The organism is Micromonospora sp. BS32, assembly GCF_059089345.1.
The window spans coordinates 262,965-284,410 of the sequence record NZ_JBSSHR010000005.1 but is presented as its reverse complement, the minus strand read 5'-3'; the positions used below and the strand labels follow the sequence as shown (position 1 = coordinate 284,410).

Genomic DNA, 21,446 nt, shown 5'->3' with positions numbered 1-21,446 from the left:
GCCGGATGCGCGGCGCGCCGGGTAGCGTTCCCGTCGAGACGGCGGCAAGCTGCGAGGAGGACCCGGTGCAGACCACGAGGGTGGACGTCCCGACCGGCGACGGCGTCGCGGACGCGGACCTGACCGTGCCGGCCGGGGAGGGGCCGTTCCCGGCGGTGCTGTTCTACATGGACGCGTTCGGCCTGCGGCCGAGGCTGGCCGAGATGGCCGAGCGGATCGCCGCCCGGGGCTACCTCGTGCTGGTGCCGAACCTCTTCCACCGGGCGGGCCGCGCGCCGCTGTTCGACCTCTCCCGGCTGGCCGACCCCGAGCAGCGGGGTGCGCTCTTCGAGAGCCTGATGCCGCTGCTCGGCTCGCTGACCCCCGAGGTGGTCGCGGCGGACACCGGCGCGTACCTGGACTTCCTGGCGGCGCGGGACGACGTGGCGCCGGGGCCGGTGGCGATCACCGGCTACTGCATGGGCGGCACCAACGCGCTGCGGGCGATCGAGGCGTACCCGCACCGGATCGCGGCGGCGGCCAGCTTTCACGGCGGGCGGATCGTCACCGAGGCGCCGGACAGTCCGCACCTGGGCGTCGGCGCGGTCACCGGTGAGCTGTACTTCGGCCATGCCGACCAGGACCGGTCGATGACCGCCGACCAGATCGCCACGCTGGAGAAGACGCTGGACGCGGCCGGCGTGCGCTACCGCTCCGAGGTGTACGCCGGCGCCAACCACGGCTTCACCATGGCCGACACCGCCGCCTACGACGAGCAGGCCACCGAGCGGCACTTCGCCGCCCTGTTCGACCTGCTCGACCGGACCTTCCGCCGCTGACCCCGGCGGGCCGGTACGAGATCGAGCACGGCGCGCCGGCCGTGCCGGGTGCCGTCCCTGCCCCGGACCTGGCGCGGCCGGCCCGCGTGGTGAGCCGGCCGCGCCACCCGGTCAGTACGCGTAGGTGACCGCGATGGTGCTGTTCGGGCAGGAGTTCGCCCAGCTGCTCAGGGCGCTCTTCTCGACGCTGTCGACGGTGAGCCGCCAGCGGATCTTGGTGGCCACCCACTCGTTGACGTAGCGGCACCGGGCCGAGGCGTACGGCGGCATCCAGGTGCCCGGGTCCTGGTCGCCCTTGGACTGGTTGACGTTGTCGGTGACGGCGGCCAGCGGACGGCTGTCGCCCAGGTCGTTGGCGTACGCCTGCCGGCGGCTGGTGGTCCAGTTGCGCGCGCCGGAGTCCCACGCCTCGGCCAGCGGCACCATGTGGTCGATGTCCAGGTCGCCGGTGAGGGTCCAGTAGGCGTTGTCGTAGTACGAGTACCAGCGCCCGCCGGAGAGCGTGCAGGTGCCGCTGACGCTGGGGGCGGAGACGGCCTCGGCGAGCAGCACCTCGTTGCGGGTGTTGCAGCCGTCGCCGTCGGCGTCGACCCAGTGCGGGAAGAGGTCCCGGCTGTAGCCGGTGCGGACCTCGGTGGCGACCGGCAGGCCGGCGACCGCGGTGGTGAGGGAGGCGGAGTAGCCGGCGGCGCGGGCGGTGGGGGTGAGGCCGAGGGTGGCGGCCAGGATCGCGGCGAGGGTGACCGCCATGGCGCGCAGGGTACGGGTCATCGTGCTCCGTCCAGATGGGATGAGGAGGGGGTGGGAATTGCCCGCTCCCATATGGACAGACTTAAGATCCTTTAACAAGACCAGATTTGTGAACGACAGGGGACGCAGCGACACCGAACATCGGAACGGCCGGAGCAGGGCCCCGGCGCTCGACTCGACCTGCGCGCCACGCGGTCAGCCCAGGTCGAGTCGAGCGCCGGACTCCGCGGCCCGGCCGAGGGCGCACACCCGGCGTAGGCCGGCGCGCAGGTCGTCGTGGTCCGCGGCGGTCAGGCGGAGGCGGATCATCAGCCGGGTCGACGGCAGCCCCAGCTCGGCGGCGGCCGCAGGGGTGACCCGCAGCCGCAGCGCCCGATCGGTCAGCCGTACGCCGACGAGGCCGCCCGTGCTCGGCGCGTGCCGCTCGGTGACCAGACAGAGGCCCTCGTCGTCGTCCGGGTCGTAGTTCTCGTCGCTCGGGTCGAAGGCCTGGAACTCCAGGCTGCGCGGGGCGTCGTCGAGCTCCCGGCCGGCCACCGCCACGCAGTACACGCCGTTCTCCTGGACCGTGCGGACCTCGCTCGCGGTGAAACCCGTCCGGACTCGGCGGACCAGCCCGGCCGCCGCCCGGCGCAGCGGTCCGGGCGCCTCGCCCGGACCGTACAGCCGGCCGGATTCCGTCACGATCGTGTTCCGGACCAGACCGACCGCCACGTCGGGACGGCAGTACGAGATCTCGTTCACCCCGTCCGGCCCGACGAACCGCAGGACGGCCCCGGTCGGCGCGAGCCCCTGCCACCAGGCGGCGAGCGGTTCCGCCAGCACGGCCAGTGTCTCCGGCTCGTCGGCTGCGAAGAGGAGCAGTGTGCCCTTCCGGTCCACGTCGATGCCGTGCCGGTCGAGCAGGGGAGCGACCTCCGCGAGCAGTCCCGCCGGATCGGCGTTTCCGTCGCCGAGCCGCACGCTCACCATGAAGCCCACGGCCATCCGGTGCCCCCCGTCGTCGCCCTCGCCGGGCGGTCGGGCCCCGCGGTCACCGAAGGATAGGGGACCTCACGGCGACGGGAGGAAGGCAAGCGCCACGGTCAGGTCGAGCACCGTCGCGGGGTCGTTGAGCCGGTCGCCGTACAGCTCCCGCAGCCGGCCCATCCGGTAGCGGACCGTCTGCGGGTGCACGAAGAGGTCGGTGGCGACGTCGTCGCGCCGGCCCTGATGCAGCAGCCAGGAGCGCAGTGTCTCGGCGAGCCGGTGCGCGGTCGCCGGGGGCAGCTCCGACAGCGGCTGCAACACCTGGTCGCGCAGGTCCGCCAGGGCTTCCGGGTCGGTGTTGAGCACCAGCCGGGCCAGGTGCTGCTCGGTGTCCAGCGGGGCGGCCTCCGGCCGGGGCAGGCCGAGCGTCAGCGTGCGGGCCACCCGCTGGTACGACTGGGCGACCCGGGTCCACGGGCGGGCCGGGCCGAGCACGGCCCGGTGCCCGTGCAGCGCCGCGGCGAGCTGCCGGCGCCGACCTCCGTGCACGTCCGGGACGAGCAGCACGGCGAGCTCCTCGGTGAGCTCGACGCCGGGCAGCTCCTCGCCGCTCTCCAAGGCGTGCGGGCTGAGCGCGGCGAGCACGCCGCGCAGGTTGCTGCGGGGCAGCACCGCGACGGTCAGGGTCTGCGGCGGCGGCCACTCGGCCCGCTCGGCGCTGCGGCGCAGCACGTCCTCGGGCTCGCCGGCGAGCAGCTGCTGGGTGAGCCGTTCCAGGTAGCGGCGACGGGTCCGGCCCGCGCTGGCCAGCTCGTCGGCGTGCCCGGCCACGCTGGCTGCCGACAGCTCGTCGATGTAGGCGAACATCAGTTCGGCGAACTCGGCGACGGTCGCCGCGGAGAGCCCGTTCTGCACGGTGGTGGCGGACACCTCCCGCCAGGCGACCCGGGCGCCCACCCGGTACGCGGCCAGCAGCGCGTCCATGCTCCGGCCGGAGCGGGCCTCTCCGCTGCCCAGGGCGTACGCTGCCTCCAGCGCCCGGCTCAACGGCGTGCTCGGGTCGGCGGCCTCCGCCCGCTCGATGAGCTGGAGAAACGTGCCGAGCGCGATGCGTACCGCGTTTTCGATCTTGTCACGCATCTGGCCGGTGAGGGTGCCGGAGTAGTCGGGCACCTCGCCGGTGATCGCGGTCACCGTGCGCTCGGCGACCACGGGCAGCCGGCCCCGCAGCTGGTCGGCCACCCGCTCGTCCAGCTTCAGGTGGGCCGCGCGGTGGCCGGCGGCCTCGGAGCTGTCGGTCATATAGTTCTCCCCGAACAAAAACCTATGGACAATTCACCTTCGTTGGCCAAGATGTTATGCGAATGGGCGGCCACCCTGGTCCTATGACCACCACCGCCCGGCGTCCCCCGGCGAAGGTGTCCGTTCGCGCCCGGCTACTCCGGTTCGCCGAGACGGTCACCACCCCCCTGCTGCCCGAGGACTACCTCGACCTGGTCGCCCCGCTGCGCTCCGGCGCCGCCCTGCGTGGCCGGATCGTCGCCGTCACCCCGGAGACCCGCGACGCGGCCACCCTCACCATCCGTCCCGGGCGCGACTGGCGTGGGCACCGACCCGGTCAGTACGTCCGCCTCGGCGTCGACGTCGACGGGGTCCGACAGTGGCGGGCCTACTCGATGACCTCGCCGCCCGGTCGGCGTGACGGCCTGATCAGCGTCACCGTCAAGGCGATCCCGGACGGCAGGGTCAGCAACCACCTGGTCCGCCGGACCCGGCCGGGCACCCTCGTCCAGCTCGACCAGGCGCAGGGCGACTTCGTGCTGCCCGACCCGGCCCCGGAGCGGATCCTGTTCCTCACCGCCGGCAGCGGCGTCACCCCGGTCATGGGGATGCTGCGGGCCGGCGCGCACACCCGCTCCGACGTCGTGGTGGTGCACTCCGCCCCCACCCCGGCCGACGTGGTCTTCGGCGCCGAGTTGCGGGAGCTGGCCGAGCAGGGCGCGATCCGGCTGGTCGAGCGGCACACCGACACCGCCGGCGTGCTCGGCGTGGACGAGCTCGCCGGGCTGGTCCCCGACCACCTGGAGCGGCAGACCTGGGCCTGCGGCCCGATCGGCATGCTGGACGCCGTCGAGGAGCACTGGCGGTCGGCCGACGCCGCCGACCGGCTGCACACCGAGCGGTTCCGGCCGACGGTGATCTCACCCGGCGCGGGCGGCACGGTCACCTTCGCCCGGTCCGGGCTCAGCGTGCGCGCCGACGGCGCCACCCCCATCCTGGACGCGGGGGAGGCCGCCGGGGCGCTGATGCCCTCCGGTTGCCGGATGGGCATCTGCTACGGCTGCGTCCTCCCACTGCGCCAGGGTGCGGTCCGGGATCTACGCACCGGCGAGATCACCACCGCCGTCCCCGGCGACGGCGTGCTCATCCAGACCTGCGTGTCGGCGGCGGCCGGTACCTGCGACATCGACCTGTAGACAGGAGGCCGGACGTGACCGTGATCCAAAAGAAGTCCGACAACCCGATCGCCCACCTGAGCGCCGCGGACATCGAGATCATCGGCAAGGAGCTCGACGCGATCCGGGACCGGGTCATCGCCGACCGGGGCGAGCGCGACGCGAAGTACATCCGCAAGGTGATCAAGACCCAGCGGACGCTGGAGATCAGCAGCCGGGCCGTGCTGCTCTTCTCGCTCTTCCCGCCCGCCTGGGTGGTCGGCACCGCCGGCCTGTCGGTGGCCAAGATCCTGGAGAACATGGAGATCGGCCACAACATCCTGCACGGCCAGTACGACTTCATGCGCGACCCGAAGATCCACTCCACCACCTGGGAGTGGGACCACGTCTCGCCGGCCGACCAGTGGAAGCACTCGCACAACCAGCTGCACCACACGTACACCAACGTGCTCGGTAAGGACAACGACCTCGGGTACGGCATCATGCGCGTCGACGAGGACCAGAAGTGGCACCCGATGCACCTCGGCCAGCCGCTGTGGAACCTCATCAACGCCTGCTTCTTCGAGTACGGCATCGCCGCGTACGACCTGGAGCTGGGCAAGAACCTGCAGAAGGGCCGGCACAAGGCGCCGGAGTTCCGGGCCCGAGCCCGGGCCGTCGGCCGCAAGATCCGCCGTCAGGTGCTCAAGGACTACGTCGTGCACCCGCTGCTCTCCGGCCCGTCCTTCCTCAGCACCCTGGCCGCCACCTTCACCGCCAACCTGGTCCGCAACCTGTGGAGCCACTCGGTGATCATGTGCGGGCACTTCCCGAACGGCGTGGAGACCTTCGAGAAGAGCTCCATCGAGGGCGAGACCCGGGGCGAGTGGTACCTGCGGCAGATGCTCGGCTCGGCCAACATCAGCGGCAGCAGGCTGATGCACATCATGACCGGCAACCTGTCGTTCCAGATCGAGCACCACCTCTTCCCCGACCTGCCCAGCAGGCGCTACCAGGAGATCGCCCCGCAGGTCCGGGCGCTGTTCGACCGGTACGGGCTGAAGTACACCACCGGCCCCCTGCCCAAGCAGGTCGCCTCGGCCTGGTGGAAGGTCATCCGGCTCTCCCTGCCGAACCGGGACTCCGGGCGGCCCGCGCCGACCGACGAGCTGACCACCCGTACCCTCGCCCCCACCGGGGCCTGACCCGCGACGACGCCGCCCGGCCCGGAAATGGGCTGGGCGGCGTCGCCGTCGCGGAGCTAGGGTCGGGGCATGCACATCGGGCGTCCGACCACCGCCGCCGCGCGAGCTTCCCGCTCGCCGGCCGCCGCCGCCTGATCTCCCGCACTCCCGCCGGCGACCGGAAACGGTCCGCCGGCTCTCGTGTCTCCTGACGTCGTACGGCGGACCCTTCCCGGTCGCACCCACCCGGAAGGCCCCGCCATGACACCCGAGCAGCTGGTCCACACCTTCGTCACGCACTACCGCGAGCGGGGCCACCGCCCCGCGCCGGAGAGTTCGCTCGTCCCACCGCCGGGCGACCCGGTGCTCTTCACCACCTCCGGGATGCACCCGCTCACCCCATACCTCGAAGGCCGTCCGCACCCGTCCGGCCGGCGGCTGGTCAACGTGCAGCGCTGCCTGCGCACCACCGACCTCGACGAGGTCGGCGACCCCACCCACCTGACCGTGTTCGAGATGCTCGGCACCTGGTCGCTGGGGGACTACGACATCGGGCAGAGCATCCGCTGGGGGCACGACCTGCTCTGCGCGGGCTTCGGAATCGATCCCGTCCGGCTGTACGCGACGGTCTTCGCCGGCGACGACCAGCTCGGACCCGACGAGGACGCGTGGCGTACCTGGACGGCGCTGGGCGTGCCGGTCGAGCCGACCCGCGAGGAGAACTGGTGGTCCAACGGGCCGACCGGGCCGTGCGGGCCGGACACGGAGATCTTCGTGTGGACCGGCGACGGGCCGCCGGTCGGGACGCCGAGCACCGACGATGGCTGGACCGAGGTGTGGAACCACGTCCGGATGGGCTGGCACCGGCACGACGACGGTCGGCTGGAGCCGCTGCCACAGCCGAACATCGACACCGGGATGGGCCTGGAACGGCTGGCCATGGTGCTGCGCGGGGACCGGTCGGTCTTCTCCGGCGACGGCCTGCGCCCCTGGGTGGACACCGTCTCCGAACGGTGGCCGCTCGACGTGGTGGCGCAGCGCCGGGTCGTCGACCACCTGCGCTCCGCGGTCGTGGTGATCGGCGACGGGGTCCGGCCGTCCCACACCGGCCGGGGGTACGTGCTGCGCCGGCTGGTCCGGCGGGCGCTGACCGAGCTGTGGCGCGACGACCCGGCGCGGACCCTGTCGGAGCTGCCCGACGGGCCGTACCGGGACACCGGCCGGCGGTTCCGGCAGGGCGTCGACGTCGAGCTGGTCCGCACGGTGCTCGCCGACGAGGAGCGCCGGTTCCGTGACCTGCTCCGCCGGGGGCGGCCGGTGGTCGACCGTCGCCGCTCCCGGGGGCCGTTGACCGACCGGGACTACCGCTGGCTGCACGACACCCACGGGCTGCCCCGCGACCTGGTCGACGGGCTGCTCGGCGCGTCGGACCGGTCACCGATCGTGGATTGATCTGGACGTGCGCTGGGTATCCGCTGTGGACCGCCACCGGACGGCCGGTGGCGGTCCACTCTCTCGGGGAGGTGTCCGGTGACCACCCGTGCCGTGGCGAGCGCGCTCGCCCTGCTGCTCACCCTGACCGGCTGTGGCGTCGTCCGGGACGTCGCCGGCGACCAGGCCGACGCCTCGCCGCGGCCCTCGTCCGCCGAGGAGTTGCGGGCCGCCGCCGACGCGCTGGACCGCGGCCCGTACAGCTTCCAGTACCGCACCCCCACCGTCATCGGCGCCGGCGCGGTCGACGGCCAGGACGGCTGGCTGCGCACCCGGATCGTCGGTGGGGACGTCGGCAAGGCCCACCTGACCTTCGAGGTGCTGAGCAAGTCCGGCCAGCACCTGGTCCGCAGCGATCCGCTGACCGACGATCAGTGGACCCGGCTGGACCTGGCGAAGGTCCACCCGGGACGACGGCCCGCCGTCACCCGCTTCACCGAACCCGCGCGGACCCGCCAGCTCTTCGCCGGAATCCGGGATGCCGAGCCGAACGGCGACCGAAGCTACCGCGGCACCCTGGACCTGACCAAGGTGGACGACCCGGGCGCCAGCCGCCTGCTGGACCGCGAGCACCTCGGCGCGTTCACCCCGCAGCAACTCGGCGCGGTGCCCTTCGAGGCCACCGTGGACGCCCAGCGGCGCCTGGTCGGCCTGCACCTCACCCTGCCGGCGGCCGGCGGCGAGCCGGAACAACCGGCGGAGATCAGCTACTCCGGGCTCGGCTACAAGCCCGACCTCGCCGCGCCCTTCCAGGGGAAGATCGGGCCGGCACCGGCGAGCGTCTACGAGCTGATCAACAGCTGATCAGTCCGCGTCCACCTCGATCACCTTGCCGGCCGGACGCCGCGGCGCCGCCGGCACCCCGGCCGGCGGGCCCCAGCCCACCCGTACCACCAGGTACGGCTCGCCGACCCCGCAGAGCAGCTCCCGCATCATCCGGCGCGGCCAGGCCAGCTCGATGGCGTCGCTGATCGGCGCGGTGGCCAGCCCCTCGGCGGTCGCGGTGAGCAGCAGCGCCGACAGCGCCTCGCCGCCGCGCAGCCAGCCCGCCGGGTCGTCCCCGTCGCCGAAGAGGATGACGTAGGCGGCCCCCCGGTCGAAGCCCGCGCCGGCGACCAGCCCGCCCGCCCCGCCGGGGGCGTAGTCGCGCACCGGCACCCGCCGTGGCGCCGGCCGGACCGCCGTGCTGGCGGGCACCCCGTCCCCGCTCGTCTCCGGCCGGTGCGTCCACCGGTGCAGCTCCTCCCGGTACGCCGGGTCGGCCAGCTCGGCGTCCGCGGCCCGGGCGGTGGAGACGGCGAGCATCGGCATCTGGTCGGGGCGTACCACGTGCAGGTGCCCGCCCTCGGCCTCGACGGCCTCCCGCAGCCGGGCCAGCAGCTCCGCCGGCACCGGTCGGTCGCCGTACGCGCGGCGGTCGGTGCGTCGTCGGGGGATCGCGTCGGTCAGCCGGGCGGCGGCCAGATCCAGGACACCGGGCCCGGTGGCGCGCAGCCGGGCCAGCAGCGTCGGCTCGGCCGGATCGGGCAGCCGCGCGACGTCGACCGCCCAGCCGGCGCCGGCCAGCGCGACCCGGGCGTGGTGCAGCACCGCGCCGCAGCTCAGCGCCAGCAGCCGGCCGTCGGGGTCGGTGCTGGCCAGTTGCCGGGTCGGGTCGGCGCGCAGCTCCAGCAGCTCCCCGCTGATCCGCCAGCGCCACGGCTGGGTGTTGAACACCGACGGGGCGTACAGGGACAGCCGGGCGGCGGCCTCCAGCTCGCGGACGGTCGGCCCCTGGTCGGCGCGGGTGGTCGGTCCGGTCATCGTCGAACACCTCCTGGCTGCGGTGCCTCCAGCGTCCGCCCGGCCCCGGGGCGCCGGACAGGGCCGGAGGACCCTCTCCGGCGGGACCGGTGGGCCCCCTGGTCAGGTCAGCGCCCGGGTCGGGCGGGCGCCCCGGCCGTCGGCCGATCCGTGGCAGCGCGGCCCCGGGAGTGTCAGACTTGCCGCGGGCACCACCGAGGTGAGGGGCGGCGTATGACGGCACACGGGTATCCACTGCGGCCGGACACCGAGACCCTGGACCTGCTCGGCGCCCGGGTCACCGTGGTCGACGCCGCCGGCCTGCTGGCCGACGCCGACACCCTCCCGGTCCCGCTGCTCACCGACGCGGCCTTTCCCGCGCCGGTCCGCCAGCTGCGCTTCACCCTGCGCGCCGCCACCCGCGACGGCCGGCGGACCCACCACTTCGAGGCGTACCTGCGGGCCGGTGCGAACCCGGCGGCGGTGGGCCTGCTCGCGCTCGGGCTGGCCGGCCCGGCCGGCCTGCTGCTGGCCCACCGCTTCGCGGCCGGCGACCCCCTCGCCGGACGGGTGGTGGCCGGCGCCGAACGGATGGCCGCCGAGGCGTCCCGCCGGCTCGGGCTGCGCCCGCCGACCCCCACCGTGCTCGCCGAGCCGGCCCGCGACGAGGCCGGTGCGGCCGTGCTGCGCCGCGCGGAGGAGCTGGGGCTGCACCCGGAGATCGCGCACGACGCGGAGTCGGGCGGCCGGACGGTGACCGTGCGCGGCGCCGTGCCCAGCGACCAGGTCACCCCGGCGCACCTGCACGCGATGGTCGCGCTGGTGCTCCAGGCGGTCCGTGAGCTGGCCGGTGACAGCGCCCAGCCGGCGGTGCTGCGCGGCCGGTCGTACACCGTGGGCCGGCGGCCCGAGGTGGCCGCGGCCCCGGTGGGCAGCGCGGCGGTGACCCTCGATCAGGTCGGCGGCCTGGACGAGGTGGTCGCCCGGTTCCGGGAGATCGCCGTGTCGTTCCGATACCCGCAGGTGATGGCCCGCTGGGGCGCCCGCCGCCCGCAGGGCATCCTCATGTACGGCCCGCCGGGCACCGGCAAGACCATGCTGGCCCGGGCCCTGGCCAACGAGATCGGCGCGGACTTCCGGGAGATCCGTACGCCGGAGATCCTGGACAAGTACCTCGGCGGGTCGGAGCGGAACATCAAGCAGATCTTCCGCGAGGCGCGCGGCTACCGGCAGCCCACCGTGATGCTCTTCGACGAGTTCGACAGCATCATCAGCTACGCCGGCGCCGGTGGGGACGCCGCGAGCCAGGCGGTCAACGCGGTCGCCGGCATCTTCAAGCAGGAGATGAACACCCTCATCGAGGAGAACCCGGACGTCATCGTGGTGGCCACCACCAACTTCCCGCACCGGGTCGACGCCTCGCTGACCCGCTCCGGCCGTTTCGACGTCAAGCTCGCCATCCCGTTGCCGGACGAGGGCGGCCGGGCCGAGATCATCGCCAAGATGATCCGCGAGCTGATCGACCGGCACGAGCGGCCCGGCTTCCGGATGTTCGCCGCCGACGTCGACCCGCGTGCGCTGGCCGCCCTCACCCCGGGCCTCACCGGCGCGGACATCCGGGAGGTGCTGCGCCGGGTGCAACTCGCCAAGGCGATGCGTGAGGCGACCGAGGGTGCGCCGACCGGCCCGATCAGCCAGGATGACCTGCGGGAGGCGGTCGCCGGCCTGCACCGCGGCTGACCTCCCCGACGAAAAGGAGAGCCGTGTCGTCCACCCTGCTGTCCCGGCGTGACCTGTCGTTCCTGCTCTACGAGTGGCTCGACGTGCCCCGGCTCACCGAGCGTCCGCGCTACGCCGAGCACTCCCGGGAGACCTTCGACGACGTGCTCGACCTCGCCGAGCGGGTGGCCACCGAGCACTTCGCCCCGCACAACCGGGCGGCCGACACCAGCGAACCCACCTTCGACGGCGGCCGGGTGCACATGATTCCCCAGGTCAAGGCCGCCCTGGACGTCTTCGGTCGAACCGGGCTGCTCGCCGCGAGCATGGACGAGTCGGTCGGCGGGATGCAGCTGCCACACGTCGTCTCCGCCGCCGCCTTCGCCTTTCTCCAGGCGGCGAACGTGGGCACGTCGGCGTACCCGTTCCTGACCCTGGGCAACGCCAACCTGCTGCTCGCCCACGGCAGCGCCGCGCAGATCGACACGTACGTCCGGCCGATGGTCGAGGGCCGGTTCTTCGGCACGATGTGCCTGTCCGAGCCGCAGGCCGGTAGCTCGCTGGCCGATATCACCACCCGGGCCGAGCCGCAGGACGACGGGGCGTACCGGCTCTTCGGCACCAAGATGTGGATCTCCGGCGGGGAGCACGAGCTGGCGGAGAACATCGTCCACCTGGTGCTGGCCCGGATCCCGGGCGGCCCGCCCGGGGTCAAGGGCATCTCCCTGTTCATCGTCCCGAAGGTGCTGGTCGGCGACGACGGCACGCTCGGCGCCCGCAACGACGTGGTGCTGGTCGGGCTCAACCACAAGATGGGCTACCGGGGAACCACCAACACCCTGCTCAACTTCGGCGAGGGGGTGCACCGCCCGGACGGGAGCGCCGGCGCGGTCGGCCACCTGGTGGGGGAGCCACACCAGGGGCTGGCCCAGATGTTCCACATGATGAACGAGGCGCGTATCGGCGTCGGGGCCGGCGCCACCGCCCTCGGCTACACCGGCTACCTGAAGTCCCTGGCGTACGCCCGGCAGCGCCCGCAGGGCCGGCCCGCCACGGACAAGGACCCGACCGCGCCGCAGGTGCCGATCGTCGACCACGCCGACGTGCGGCGGATGCTGCTGGCCCAGAAGAGCTACGCCGAGGGCGCGCTGGCCCTGGTGCTCTACTGCGGTCGGCTGCTCGACGAGCAGAAGACCGCACCCGTCGAGGCGGACCGGGAGCGGGCGCACCTGCTGCTCGACATGCTCACCCCGATCGCGAAGAGCTGGCCGTCGCAGTGGTGCCTGGCCGCCAACGACCTGGCCATCCAGGTGCACGGCGGTTACGGCTACACCCGCGACTACGACGTTGAGCAGCACTGGCGGGACAACCGGCTCAACCCGATCCACGAGGGCACCCACGGCATCCAGGCGCTGGACCTGCTCGGCCGCAAGGCCACCATGCGGGGAGGGGCCGGGCTGTCGCTGCTGCTGGAGACGATCCGCGCCACGATCGGCCGGGCCTGGAAGGCCGACGGGGAGGCCGCCGAGCTGGCCGGGCAGCTGAGCGCCGCGGTGGACCGGATCGCCGCCACCACCCGCCGGCTGTGGAGCGCCGGCGACCCGGCGGTGGCCCTGGCCAACGCCAGCGCCTACCTGGAGGCCGTGGGCCACGTGGTGATCGCCTGGATGTGGCTGGAACAGCTGCTGGCGGCGGGCGCCGCGACCGGTCCGGCGGCGGGCGGCGAGGAGGCCCCACCCCGGCACGGTGTGGACACCGCCTTCTACGCCGGCAAGCGGCAGGCGGCGCGGTACTTCTTCCGCCACGAACTGCCCCGTACCGCAGTGCAGTTCGACCTGCTGGACAGCCTGGACCGGACCACGCTGGACATGCGCGACGACTGGTTCTGAGCGTCGGCGGGCCCGCGTGGCCCGCCGACTCAGCCCTCGGCGAGCAGCCGGTCGCGGACCTCGCGGCGCAGCACCTTGCCGATCTGCGAGCGCGGCAGGTCCTCGACGACCACCACCCGGCGCGGCACCTTGTACGCGGTGAGGTGCGCGCGGCAGGCCGCCCGGATGCCCTCCGGGTCGGTGGCGCAGTCGGCGTGCAGCACCACCACGGCGACCACCTCCTCGCCGCCGTGCCCGCCGGGCAGGCCCACCGCGGCGGCGTCCAGGACGCCCTCGACCCGGCGCAGCGCGTCCTCCACCTCGGACGGGTAGACGTTGAAGCCGCCCGTGATGATCAGTTCCTTGATCCGGTCGACCACGCCGACGAAGCCGTCCGCGTCCATCACCACGATGTCGCCGGTGCGCAGCCAGCCGCCGGGCAGCAGGACCGCGGCGGTCTCCTCCGGCCGGTTCCAGTAGCCCGCGAAGACCTGCGGGCCGCGGATCAGCAGCTCGCCGGCCTCGCCGGGGGCGCGGTCCCGGGCGGGGTCCTCCGGGTCGACGATGCGTACCTCGGTGGAGGGGAACGGCACCCCCACCGTGCCGGGGCGGCGGGCCGGGGAGACCGGGTTGCCGAGCGCCACCGGCGAGGTCTCGGTCATCCCGTAGCCCTCGACGAGCAGGCCGCCGGTGACCGACTCCCACAGCTCCACCGTGGACGAGGGCAGGGCCATCGCCCCGGAGATCGCGTACCGGGCGGAGGAGAGGTCGACGCCGCGCTCCCGGGCCGCGGCGGCGAGCCGCTCGTAGATCGGCGGGACGGCGGGCAGGAAGGTCGGCGGGCGGCGGCGTACCGCGGCGAGGGTCTGGTCCACGTCGAAGCGGGGGAAGAGCACCAGCGTGGCGCCGATGCTCACCGAGAAGGTCAGGCAGAGCGTGAGCCCGTACGCGTGGAACAGCGGCAGCACGGCGTACACCGTCTCCTCGCCGTCGCGCAGGCCGGGCACCCACGCGCGGCCCTGCGCGGCGTTGGCCCGCAGGTTGCGGTGGGTGAGGATGGCGCCCTTCGGGGTGCCGGTGGTGCCGCCGGTGTACTGCAACAGCGCGGTGTCGTCGGCGGCCGGCGCCGGGTGGTAGGCGGCCAGCGGGCTCGCCCCGGCCAGCAGGTCGGCCCAGCGCAGCGCGCCCGGCGCCGGGGCGGTCATCGCGGCCCGGGCCGTGCGCGCCTTCGCCAGCGGCAGGCGCAGTGCCCAGCGCTGAAGCCGGGGCAGCGCCGCGCTCAGGTCCACCGCGACCACCGACTCCACCGCGCCGGCGCCCGTCACCTGCGGCGCGACCTTGTCCCAGACCACCGCCACCCGGGCGCCGTGGTCGGTGAGCTGGTGGGCCAGCTCCTGCGCGGTGTAGAGCGGATTGTGCTCGACCACCACCGCGCCCAGGCGCAGCACGGCGTAGAAGGCGACCACGTGCTGGGGGCAGTTCGGCAGCACCAGGGCCACCCGGTCGCCGGCGCCGACGCCGAGTCGGCGCAGCGCCTCCGCCGCCCGCGCAACCTGAATGTCCAGCTCGGCGTACGTGGTGGTGGCGCCGAAGAAGTCCAGCGCGACCCGGGGGCCGAACCGGCGGGCCGCGGCGGTGAGCAGGTCGACCAGCGACTCGTCCGACGGCGCGATGGTGGCCGGCACGTCGGGCGCGTAGCTGCGCAACCAGGGCCGTTCGGCGGTCAGGTCCATCGGTCTCCCATCGCTGGTCAGGGCGGGGGGCCAGGCTCCGGCATCGCCCGTTCCAGCTTAAACTACGGGCCAGTAACCTACGGTCTCGTAGGTGCCACCCCGACGCGATCGTCCGGCCCGCTGACCGCCACCGTAAGGGACAGCGCCGCCCTCGATGATCGACTAATGTGTCGCGATCAGTGACGACCACGGGGGAACCACCACATGACCATCCGCTCGAACGTCCGCCTCGCGGTGGCCGCCGCCATCGTCGCGACCAGCGTCGCCGCGCTGCCCGGCGCGGCGGTGGCCGCGCCAGCCCCGGGCGACCCGGCGAGGCTCGCCGCCGTCACCGAGCGGGACCCGGCGACGGGGCGGAACATGACCTACCGGGTCGGCCCGGGTGAGGTGGCGCCGGTCGTGCTCGGCGTGACGAACGTCGGGGACGCGCCCGTCACAGGCCTTGTCGCCCAGGTCCGGGTCTTCAACGACCTCGACCCCGCGGGCCGGTACGAGAACTGCTGGTACGCCGTGGACAGCAACGCCGACAGCGCCTGGTGCGAGTTCCCCGACCAGCTCGCCGTCGACGCCACGCTGGCCATCACCGCGCCGGTGGTCGCGACCGCGCCGAACGCGCAGCCCGACCGGCTGCCGGCCGTGGTCTTCCGCTGGTTGAGCAAGGAGTGGGTCGACGCGCACGGCGGCGTGCAGGCGTACGCGGACGGTTCGGCGGGCCAGGGCACCACGGCGCAGCGCGGCACCGCGGGCACCCTGACCCTCGAGGCGCGCACGCTGCCGCTCACGGAGTCGAAGAACTCGATCAACTTCGCCTACGTCGGTCTGACCACCCCGCCGACCGGTCAGCCGACGCCCACCGCGTCGCCCACGCCGTCGTCCACCGCTTCCGCGACGCCGACCGGGGCGCCCGCGACCGCTCCCACCGCGGCCCCGGCCACCCCCGGTGACGGCGGCGCGGGCGGCGGGCTGCCGGTGACCGGCGCGCAGACCGCGAGCGTGGTGGGCGTCGGCGCGGCGCTGCTGCTCCTCGGCGCTGCCGGCTACCACGTCGCCCGGCGACGCCGGACCCGCTTCGTCGCCTAGTTCCCTGCGCCTTCTCCGCCGGTCGGCTACCGCCGGCCGGCGGAGGGGTGTCTGAGTTCGCGGCCCTGCCTTCCCGCTGCGCGACCGGCCATGCCGGCCGGCGGCCGTTCGCCGCCCGGTCCCTGGGTCATCCACCACGGGCAGCGGCGCCGGGTTCAGCGCCGGGCGACGTAGACCGTGTTGGCCGACTCGCCGCCGGTCAGCGGGTTGGCGAACGGGACGACGTGGGCCTGCCAGGCCGCGAACACCTCGGCGAGCGCGGCGCCGAAAGCCTCGTCCGGCGGGTCGTCCGACCAGAGCGCGAAGACCCCGTCCGGGTGCAGCAGCGCGGCGAGCCGGCGCAGGCCGTCCGGGGTGTAGAAGGCGGCGTGGCTCGGGTGCAGGACGTTGCGGGGGGAGTGGTCGACGTCCAGCAGCACGGCGTGGAAGCGGCGGTCCGGGGCGTCCGGGTCCAGGCCCGCGCCGCCGGCGACGGAGGCGAAGAAGTCGGCGCGGACGAACCGGGTACGCGGGTCCACCGCCAGCCCGGCGGCGAACGGGAGCAGTTGCCGGCGGTGCCAGTCGATGACGTCCTCGATCGCCTCGACCACCACCACCGACCGGACCCGCGGGTCCTCCAGCGCGGTGCGCGCGGTGTAGCCCAGGCCGAGCCCACCGACCGCCACGTCGAGCGTGTCGCCGGTCAGCGGCGCCAGGCCCAGCCGGGCCAGCTCGATCTCCGCGACCGGGAAGAGGCTCGACATCAGGTACTCGTCGTCGAGTTTGACCTCGTACACGTCGACGTCGAGCGCCGGGTCGCGGCGGCGGCGCAGGCTGATCGCCCCGATCGGGGTCTCTCGCCAGGCCAGTTCCTCGAATCGCGTGCCCATCCGGCCCGCCTTCCTGCTGTCGCCGTCGTCCGGGGATGCTACCGGTGCGCCCGCCGGGCGCGGGTATCTCCGCCGGACGACGTGCATCGCCGTCCCCGGTGGGGGTAACCGAGTGGATCACGGACGTCGACGGTGGAGGAGCACGTGGTGGCGGAGATGCTGGCCGGACGGTTGCACCTGACGGAGCGGGCGCTGCGAATGGAGACCGTCCCGGTGCCCGAACCGGGACGCGGGCAGGTACGGATCAAGGTGGCGGCCGCCGGGGTCTGCCTCTCCGACGTGCACCTGATCGACGGCACCCTCACCCCGCTGTACCTGCCGGAGGACGTGGTGACCCTCGGCCACGAGGTGGCCGGCGTCGTCGACGTGCTCGGCGACGGGGCCGAGGGCTGGACGCCGGGGCAGCGGGTGCTGCTCCAGGCGGGGGAGCGGGACCGGCACGGCACCGTCTTCACCCGGGGCGTCGACTACGACGGCGGCTGGGCCGAGTATGCCCTGGCACGGCAGGACACCCTGGTCCCCATCCCGGACGACCTCTCCTTCGAGCAGGCCTGCATCATCCCCGACGCGGTCTCCACCCCGTGGGCGGCAGTCACCGACACCGGTCGTACCCGGCCGGGGGAGGCGGTGGGCGTCTGGGGTGTCGGCGGGCTCGGCGCGCACGCCGTACAGCTGCTCCGGCTGGTCGGCGCCGCGCCGGTGATCGCCGTGGACCCGCTGCCCGCCGCCCGGGAGCGGGCCCTCACCCTCGGCGCGGACGCCGCCCTGGACCCCGCCGACCCCGGCTTCCGGGCCGCGGTCAAGGAGCTGACCGGTGGTCGTGGCCTCGACGTGGCGTTCGACTTCGCCGGGGTCACCCCGGTCCGCGAGCAGGCCCAGACCCTGCTGGGCCGGCGTGGCCGGCTGGTGCTCGCCGGCATCGCCAACAAGCCGGTCACCATCGCCTCGGACAGCCCCTTCAACTACCTCCAGCAGGCGGTGCTCGGGCACTACGGCTCGGAGGCCGAGCACGTCGAGCAGCTGGTCCGGCTGGCCGGCGCGGGCCGGCTCGACCTGTCCGCCTCGGTCAGCGACGTGCTGCCGCTCGCCGACGCCGAGGAGGCGGTCCGCCGGGTGCAGTCCAAGGAGGGCAACCCGATCCGGCTCATCCTGCGTCCCTGACCGTGGTGTCCGGCGCCCGGCCGGTGGTCACGCCGGCCGGGCGGCCACCACCAGCGTGTCGAGCGCGTCCACGGTCGACCCGTCCACGGCGACCGGCCGGCGGACCGTCTCCGCCCGGGCGATCCGCAGGCCGTCCAGCCCGGCGGTCACCGCCTCCGGGGTCAGCAGGATCTCCGGGTCGCGGGGGCCGCCGACGCCGTGGGCCAGGTTGGCCCGGTCGTGCCCGACCACGACGAGCGTGCCGCCCGGGCGCAGCGCCGCCCGCGCCCCGGCCAGCGCCGTCGCCAGCGCGGCCGGCGGTAGGTGCAGGTAGGCGATCAGGACCAGGTGGTACCGGTCGGGCTCGGGGACGTCGGCGGTGACGTCGGCGACCCGCCAGCGCACCGGTACGCCCCGGCCGGCGGCCAGCTCCCGGCCCCGGGCCACGGCCACCGGGGAGAAGTCGACGGCGATGACCCGCCAGCCCCGCTCGGCGAGCCAGACCGCGTTGCGGCCCTCCCCGGCGGCGAGGTCCAGCGCGTCGCCCGGGGGCAGGTCGGCGACCGTCTCGACGACGAAGCGGTTCGGCTCGGCCGTCCAGACCAGCTCCGTCGAGGCGGCGTACCGGGCGTCCCAGTCGTTGCTGTCCATCGTCCGGTTATACGCGACGGGTGGGACCGGACCGCGGGGAACCCGGATGCGACCGGGACGGTGGCGACGCAGGGTCTCCGGGGCATCGACGGAACGCATATCCTGTGGCCGACGAATCGCCGGAAGGGACGCCATGCCGTCGCGGCAGGATCAGCTCCACTCGTACCAGTTCACCGTGCAGCGGGCGGTCGCCGCGCTGGTGATGCGGGAGACGGACCCGGCGCAGTCGCCGTTCCGCCGGCTGGCCGGCGCGGGCCTGGCCAGCGTCCTGGTGGCGGTGATCGGGCTCGGCGGGTTCGCCCTGTACGGCCTCTTCGCAGGCGGCGGTACCAAGTGGCGGGACACCGGCGCGGTGATCGTCGAGAAGGAGTCCGGCGCCCGCTTCGTCTACCGTGACGGCCGACTGCACCCGGTGCTCAACTACGCCTCCGCGCTGCTGATCATCGGGGCGGAGCGGGCCAGCACGGTGCTGGTGTCCCGCCGGTCCATCGAGGGCGTGCCGCGCGGCCGCCCGCTCGGCATCGCCGACGCGCCGGATTCCCTGCCCGCGCCGGGGCGGCTCTCGACGGCCCCGTGGACGGTCTGCTCCCTCACTCCGACCGGGGCCGACCGGGCCGCCCCCCGGTCGGCGCTGCTGATCGGCCGGAGTGCCACCGGCGGGCGGGCCCTCGGCGAGGAGGGCCTGCTGGTCCGGCCCCCGGACGGCAGCCTGCACCTGGTCTGGCACCAGCGGCGCTACCTGCTGCGGGACACCAGCCGGGTGCTGGCGGCGCTGGCCGCCACCCGGGAACGGGCCGTACCGGTGGCGCCGGCGCTGCTCAACGCCCTGCCGGCGGGCGCGGACCTGGCGCCGCCCGCCGTGGCGGACCTGGGCGAGCGGTCCGACCGCGTCTCGGGCGCCACGGTCGGCGACGTCTACCTGGTCCGCAACTCCGGCGGCGGCCGGCAGTACGCCGTCGCGGAGCGGAACGGGCTGGCCGGGATCACCGAGCTCCAGGCGGCGTTGCTGATGGCCCGCACCGGCCAGGGGGAGCCGGAGCCGGTCACCCTCGGCCGCTTCGCCGAGCTGCCGAAAATGCCGGATCTCGTGCCCACCGGTCCGACCGCGCCGCCCTCCTCGCCGCCCCGGCTGGCCGGGGTCGACGGGAGCGCGCTCTGCGGCCGGGTGGGCGGCGACGGGGAGGTCCGCGACGTCCGGCTCGGGGTCGCGGTGCCGGATCTGACCGCGGCCGCCCGGACCGGCGGGCAGGGCCGTTGGGTGCTGGCCGACCACGTGCTGGTCGAGCCCGGCGGCGGCGCGGTGGTCGAGTCGGTGGCCGCGCCGGGTGCGACCGGCGGCGCCGTCTCCGTCGTCACCGACCTGGGCCGGCGGTACGTGCTGGCCGACCCCGAGGTGCTCGGCATGCTCGGATTCCGGGGGGTGAAGCCGGTCCGGCTGCCCGCCGGGCTGGTCGCCCTGGTGCCCGCCGGCAGCACCCTGGACCCGGCCGCGGCCCGGGCGGTCGCCGCCCCGGCCTGAGCCGTCGCGGCAAGCCGTCCGGGACCGGCCACGGGCCGGCCGGCGGGACGTGTCCGCCGGCCGGGGTGCCAGGGTCGGCGGTCAGTCGGCGGGCCGGCGGAGCAGGCTGACCGCGAAGTCCGCGTCGTCGTGCCAGGGCCGGAGGTCCCAGGTGGCGAAGCGCTGCTCCCGGCGCAATCCCGCCGCGGCGACGTCGGCGTCGAAGTGGTCCAGCCGGTAGCCCCGGTCGAGGCCGAAGCCGACCAGCACCACACCGTCCGGCTTCACGTGCGCCCCGATCCGGGCCAGGACGTCGCGTTCGGTGCCGGGGGCGACGAAGGCCATCACGTTGCCGGCGACCACGGCGGCGTCGAAGGGCTCCCGCTCGCCGGCCGCGGCCAGGTCCAGCTCGGCGAGGTCACCGACGAGCCAGCGCGGGCCGGGGTGATCGGCGCGGGCCGCCTCGACCAGCGCGGGGTCGGCGTCCACCCCGACCACCCGGTGGCCCCGGGCGGCGAGCGCGGCGCCGACCCGGCCGGTGCCGCAGCCCGCGTCGAGGATCCGGGACCCGGGCGGCACCACCGCGTCGACCAGCCGGGCCTCGCCGGCGAGGTCCACGCCCTCGGCGGCGAGCTTGCGGAAGCGGTCGATGTACCACTGCGAATGTCCGGGACCGGTCTCGGTCGCCCAGCGGGTCGGGTTGGTCATGTCGCCACGGTAACCGGCGACCCGGCGGGCGACCCGGCGGTCAGGGCACCCGGGCGACGGTGATGAACTCGTTGTACGTGAAGACCTTGCCGGCCGCCCGGGGGAACGGGAAGGAGTACTGCTTCGCCACGGTCAGCCCGAGGTCACGCACCGCCTGGGCCGCCTCGTCGAAGCCGACGAACCGGACGTGGCTCGCGTCGCTGGCGTACCCGCGCTCCTGCGGGGTGATGAGCACGACGGTGCCGCCGGAGCGGACGAACGGCAGGTAGGAGGAGATCACCTCGAGCGCCTGTGGGCCGGGCAGGTGCTCCAGCAGGTGGGCGGCGAGCAGCGCGTCGAAGGCGCCCGGCCGGGCGTGCGGGGTCTGGAAGAACTCGTCGACCGTGTACGCCTCGTACCCGAGGGACCGGGCGTGCGCGATCGAGGTGGGGTTGTGGTCGACGCCGACCGCCCCCTCGCCGAGGTTGCCCAGGTTGCGGCCGAGCCCGCAGCCCACGTCGAGCGTGCGGCCCAGTTCGAGCCGGCGCAGGTTCCACCGGTACGGCGCCTGCACGTCGAGCGCCTGCTTCCAGCGCGCGCCACCGAGCCGCTGGAGGCGCTCGGTGTAGTCCTCGCCCTCGGTGCCCGTCGGGGCTTCCCGCCCTGCTCGATCCATTAGCCCGGCTCCCCTGCCTGCCATTGTGCGGACGGCCACGCCGGTCAGCCCCCGGCGTCGTACGCGGCGCCGGCCCTCCCGTACGGCCGGCACCGA

Annotated in this window: 19 protein-coding genes; 10 read left to right on the top strand and 9 right to left on the bottom strand. The window is 74.6% G+C overall.

Features of this window, described 5'->3' with window-relative positions:
• Positions 1-65: 65 nt before the first annotated feature.
• Positions 66-818: a dienelactone hydrolase family protein gene (locus tag AC5RWQ_RS11000; protein ID WP_494282628.1), complete on the top strand. Its 753-nt coding sequence runs from the start codon at positions 66-68 to the stop codon at positions 816-818.
• A 111-nt stretch (positions 819-929) separates the two neighbouring features.
• Here the strand turns inward: AC5RWQ_RS11000 and AC5RWQ_RS10995 are convergent, their stop codons facing one another.
• The 3 genes from AC5RWQ_RS10995 to AC5RWQ_RS10985 all read right to left on the bottom strand — a co-directional run bounded on the left by AC5RWQ_RS10995 (position 930) and on the right by AC5RWQ_RS10985 (position 3,839).
• Positions 930-1,589 carry an HNH endonuclease family protein gene (locus AC5RWQ_RS10995; RefSeq protein ID WP_494282627.1) on the bottom strand — a complete coding sequence of 220 codons (660 nt, stop codon included), beginning with the start codon at positions 1,587-1,589 and terminating at the stop codon, positions 930-932.
• A 174-nt stretch (positions 1,590-1,763) separates the two neighbouring features.
• On the bottom strand, positions 1,764-2,555 hold the full coding sequence (locus AC5RWQ_RS10990; protein WP_494282626.1) for an Imm10 family immunity protein: 792 nt from the start codon (positions 2,553-2,555) through the stop codon (positions 1,764-1,766).
• Positions 2,556-2,621: 66 nt separating this feature from the next.
• Positions 2,622-3,839 carry a PucR family transcriptional regulator gene (locus AC5RWQ_RS10985; protein ID WP_494282625.1) on the bottom strand — a complete coding sequence of 406 codons (1,218 nt, stop codon included), beginning with the start codon at positions 3,837-3,839 and terminating at the stop codon, positions 2,622-2,624.
• Between the two features lie 83 nt (positions 3,840-3,922).
• Here AC5RWQ_RS10985 and AC5RWQ_RS10980 point away from each other — a divergent pair, with 83 nt between their 5' ends.
• The 4 genes from AC5RWQ_RS10980 (at position 3,923) to AC5RWQ_RS10965 (ending at position 8,451) form a co-directional block, all read left to right on the top strand.
• The gene (locus tag AC5RWQ_RS10980) at positions 3,923-5,014 is read left to right on the top strand and encodes a ferredoxin reductase (RefSeq protein ID WP_494282624.1); all 1,092 of its coding nucleotides are present in this window, start codon (positions 3,923-3,925) and stop codon (positions 5,012-5,014) included.
• A gap of 14 nt (positions 5,015-5,028) precedes the next feature.
• A complete protein-coding gene (locus tag AC5RWQ_RS10975; RefSeq protein ID WP_494282623.1) occupies positions 5,029-6,177 on the top strand; it encodes a fatty acid desaturase family protein in 1,149 nt (382 codons plus the stop codon).
• 240 nt (positions 6,178-6,417) lie between these two features.
• Positions 6,418-7,608, top strand: a complete 1,191-nt coding sequence (locus tag AC5RWQ_RS10970; RefSeq protein ID WP_494282622.1) for an alanine--tRNA ligase-related protein — start codon at positions 6,418-6,420, stop codon at positions 7,606-7,608.
• 78 nt (positions 7,609-7,686) lie between these two features.
• On the top strand, positions 7,687-8,451 hold the full coding sequence (locus tag AC5RWQ_RS10965) for a hypothetical protein (RefSeq protein WP_494282621.1): 765 nt from the start codon (positions 7,687-7,689) through the stop codon (positions 8,449-8,451).
• On the opposite strand, the gene AC5RWQ_RS10960 is transcribed toward AC5RWQ_RS10965, so the two are convergent.
• Positions 8,452-9,450 (bottom strand): Acg family FMN-binding oxidoreductase, encoded by a 999-nt coding sequence (locus AC5RWQ_RS10960; RefSeq protein ID WP_494282620.1) that lies wholly within the window; start codon positions 9,448-9,450, stop codon positions 8,452-8,454.
• Between the two features lie 213 nt (positions 9,451-9,663).
• On the opposite strand from AC5RWQ_RS10960, the gene AC5RWQ_RS10955 reads away from it, so the two are divergent.
• Both AC5RWQ_RS10955 and AC5RWQ_RS10950 read left to right on the top strand, forming a co-directional pair.
• Positions 9,664-11,169, top strand: a complete 1,506-nt coding sequence (locus tag AC5RWQ_RS10955) for an ATP-binding protein (protein ID WP_494282619.1) — start codon at positions 9,664-9,666, stop codon at positions 11,167-11,169.
• A 23-nt stretch (positions 11,170-11,192) separates the two neighbouring features.
• Positions 11,193-13,037 carry an acyl-CoA dehydrogenase gene (locus tag AC5RWQ_RS10950; protein ID WP_494282618.1) on the top strand — a complete coding sequence of 615 codons (1,845 nt, stop codon included), beginning with the start codon at positions 11,193-11,195 and terminating at the stop codon, positions 13,035-13,037.
• 29 nt (positions 13,038-13,066) lie between these two features.
• Here AC5RWQ_RS10950 and AC5RWQ_RS10945 read toward each other — a convergent pair whose 3' ends face one another.
• Positions 13,067-14,749: a long-chain-fatty-acid--CoA ligase gene (locus tag AC5RWQ_RS10945; RefSeq protein WP_494282617.1), complete on the bottom strand. Its 1,683-nt coding sequence runs from the start codon at positions 14,747-14,749 to the stop codon at positions 13,067-13,069.
• 204 nt (positions 14,750-14,953) lie between these two features.
• Here AC5RWQ_RS10945 and AC5RWQ_RS10940 point away from each other — a divergent pair, with 204 nt between their 5' ends.
• The gene (locus tag AC5RWQ_RS10940) at positions 14,954-15,829 is read left to right on the top strand and encodes an LPXTG cell wall anchor domain-containing protein (protein WP_494282616.1); all 876 of its coding nucleotides are present in this window, start codon (positions 14,954-14,956) and stop codon (positions 15,827-15,829) included.
• Between the two features lie 155 nt (positions 15,830-15,984).
• Here AC5RWQ_RS10940 and AC5RWQ_RS10935 read toward each other — a convergent pair whose 3' ends face one another.
• Positions 15,985-16,698 (bottom strand): polyamine aminopropyltransferase, encoded by a 714-nt coding sequence (locus AC5RWQ_RS10935; RefSeq protein ID WP_494282615.1) that lies wholly within the window; start codon positions 16,696-16,698, stop codon positions 15,985-15,987.
• A 132-nt stretch (positions 16,699-16,830) separates the two neighbouring features.
• Here AC5RWQ_RS10935 and AC5RWQ_RS10930 point away from each other — a divergent pair, with 132 nt between their 5' ends.
• A complete protein-coding gene (locus AC5RWQ_RS10930) occupies positions 16,831-17,859 on the top strand; it encodes a zinc-binding dehydrogenase (RefSeq protein ID WP_494282614.1) in 1,029 nt (342 codons plus the stop codon).
• A gap of 27 nt (positions 17,860-17,886) precedes the next feature.
• Here AC5RWQ_RS10930 and AC5RWQ_RS10925 read toward each other — a convergent pair whose 3' ends face one another.
• Positions 17,887-18,489 (bottom strand): methyltransferase domain-containing protein, encoded by a 603-nt coding sequence (locus tag AC5RWQ_RS10925; protein ID WP_494282613.1) that lies wholly within the window; start codon positions 18,487-18,489, stop codon positions 17,887-17,889.
• Positions 18,490-18,622: 133 nt separating this feature from the next.
• Here AC5RWQ_RS10925 and eccB point away from each other — a divergent pair, with 133 nt between their 5' ends.
• Positions 18,623-20,008, top strand: a complete 1,386-nt coding sequence (eccB, locus tag AC5RWQ_RS10920; RefSeq protein ID WP_494282612.1) for a type VII secretion protein EccB — start codon at positions 18,623-18,625, stop codon at positions 20,006-20,008.
• An 81-nt stretch (positions 20,009-20,089) separates the two neighbouring features.
• Here the strand turns inward: eccB and AC5RWQ_RS10915 are convergent, their stop codons facing one another.
• Together AC5RWQ_RS10915 and AC5RWQ_RS10910 are read right to left on the bottom strand one after the other, a co-directional pair.
• Positions 20,090-20,695: a class I SAM-dependent methyltransferase gene (locus AC5RWQ_RS10915; protein WP_494282611.1), complete on the bottom strand. Its 606-nt coding sequence runs from the start codon at positions 20,693-20,695 to the stop codon at positions 20,090-20,092.
• Positions 20,696-20,735: 40 nt separating this feature from the next.
• Positions 20,736-21,350 (bottom strand): methyltransferase domain-containing protein, encoded by a 615-nt coding sequence (locus AC5RWQ_RS10910; protein WP_494282610.1) that lies wholly within the window; start codon positions 21,348-21,350, stop codon positions 20,736-20,738.
• Positions 21,351-21,446 lie beyond the last annotated feature (96 nt).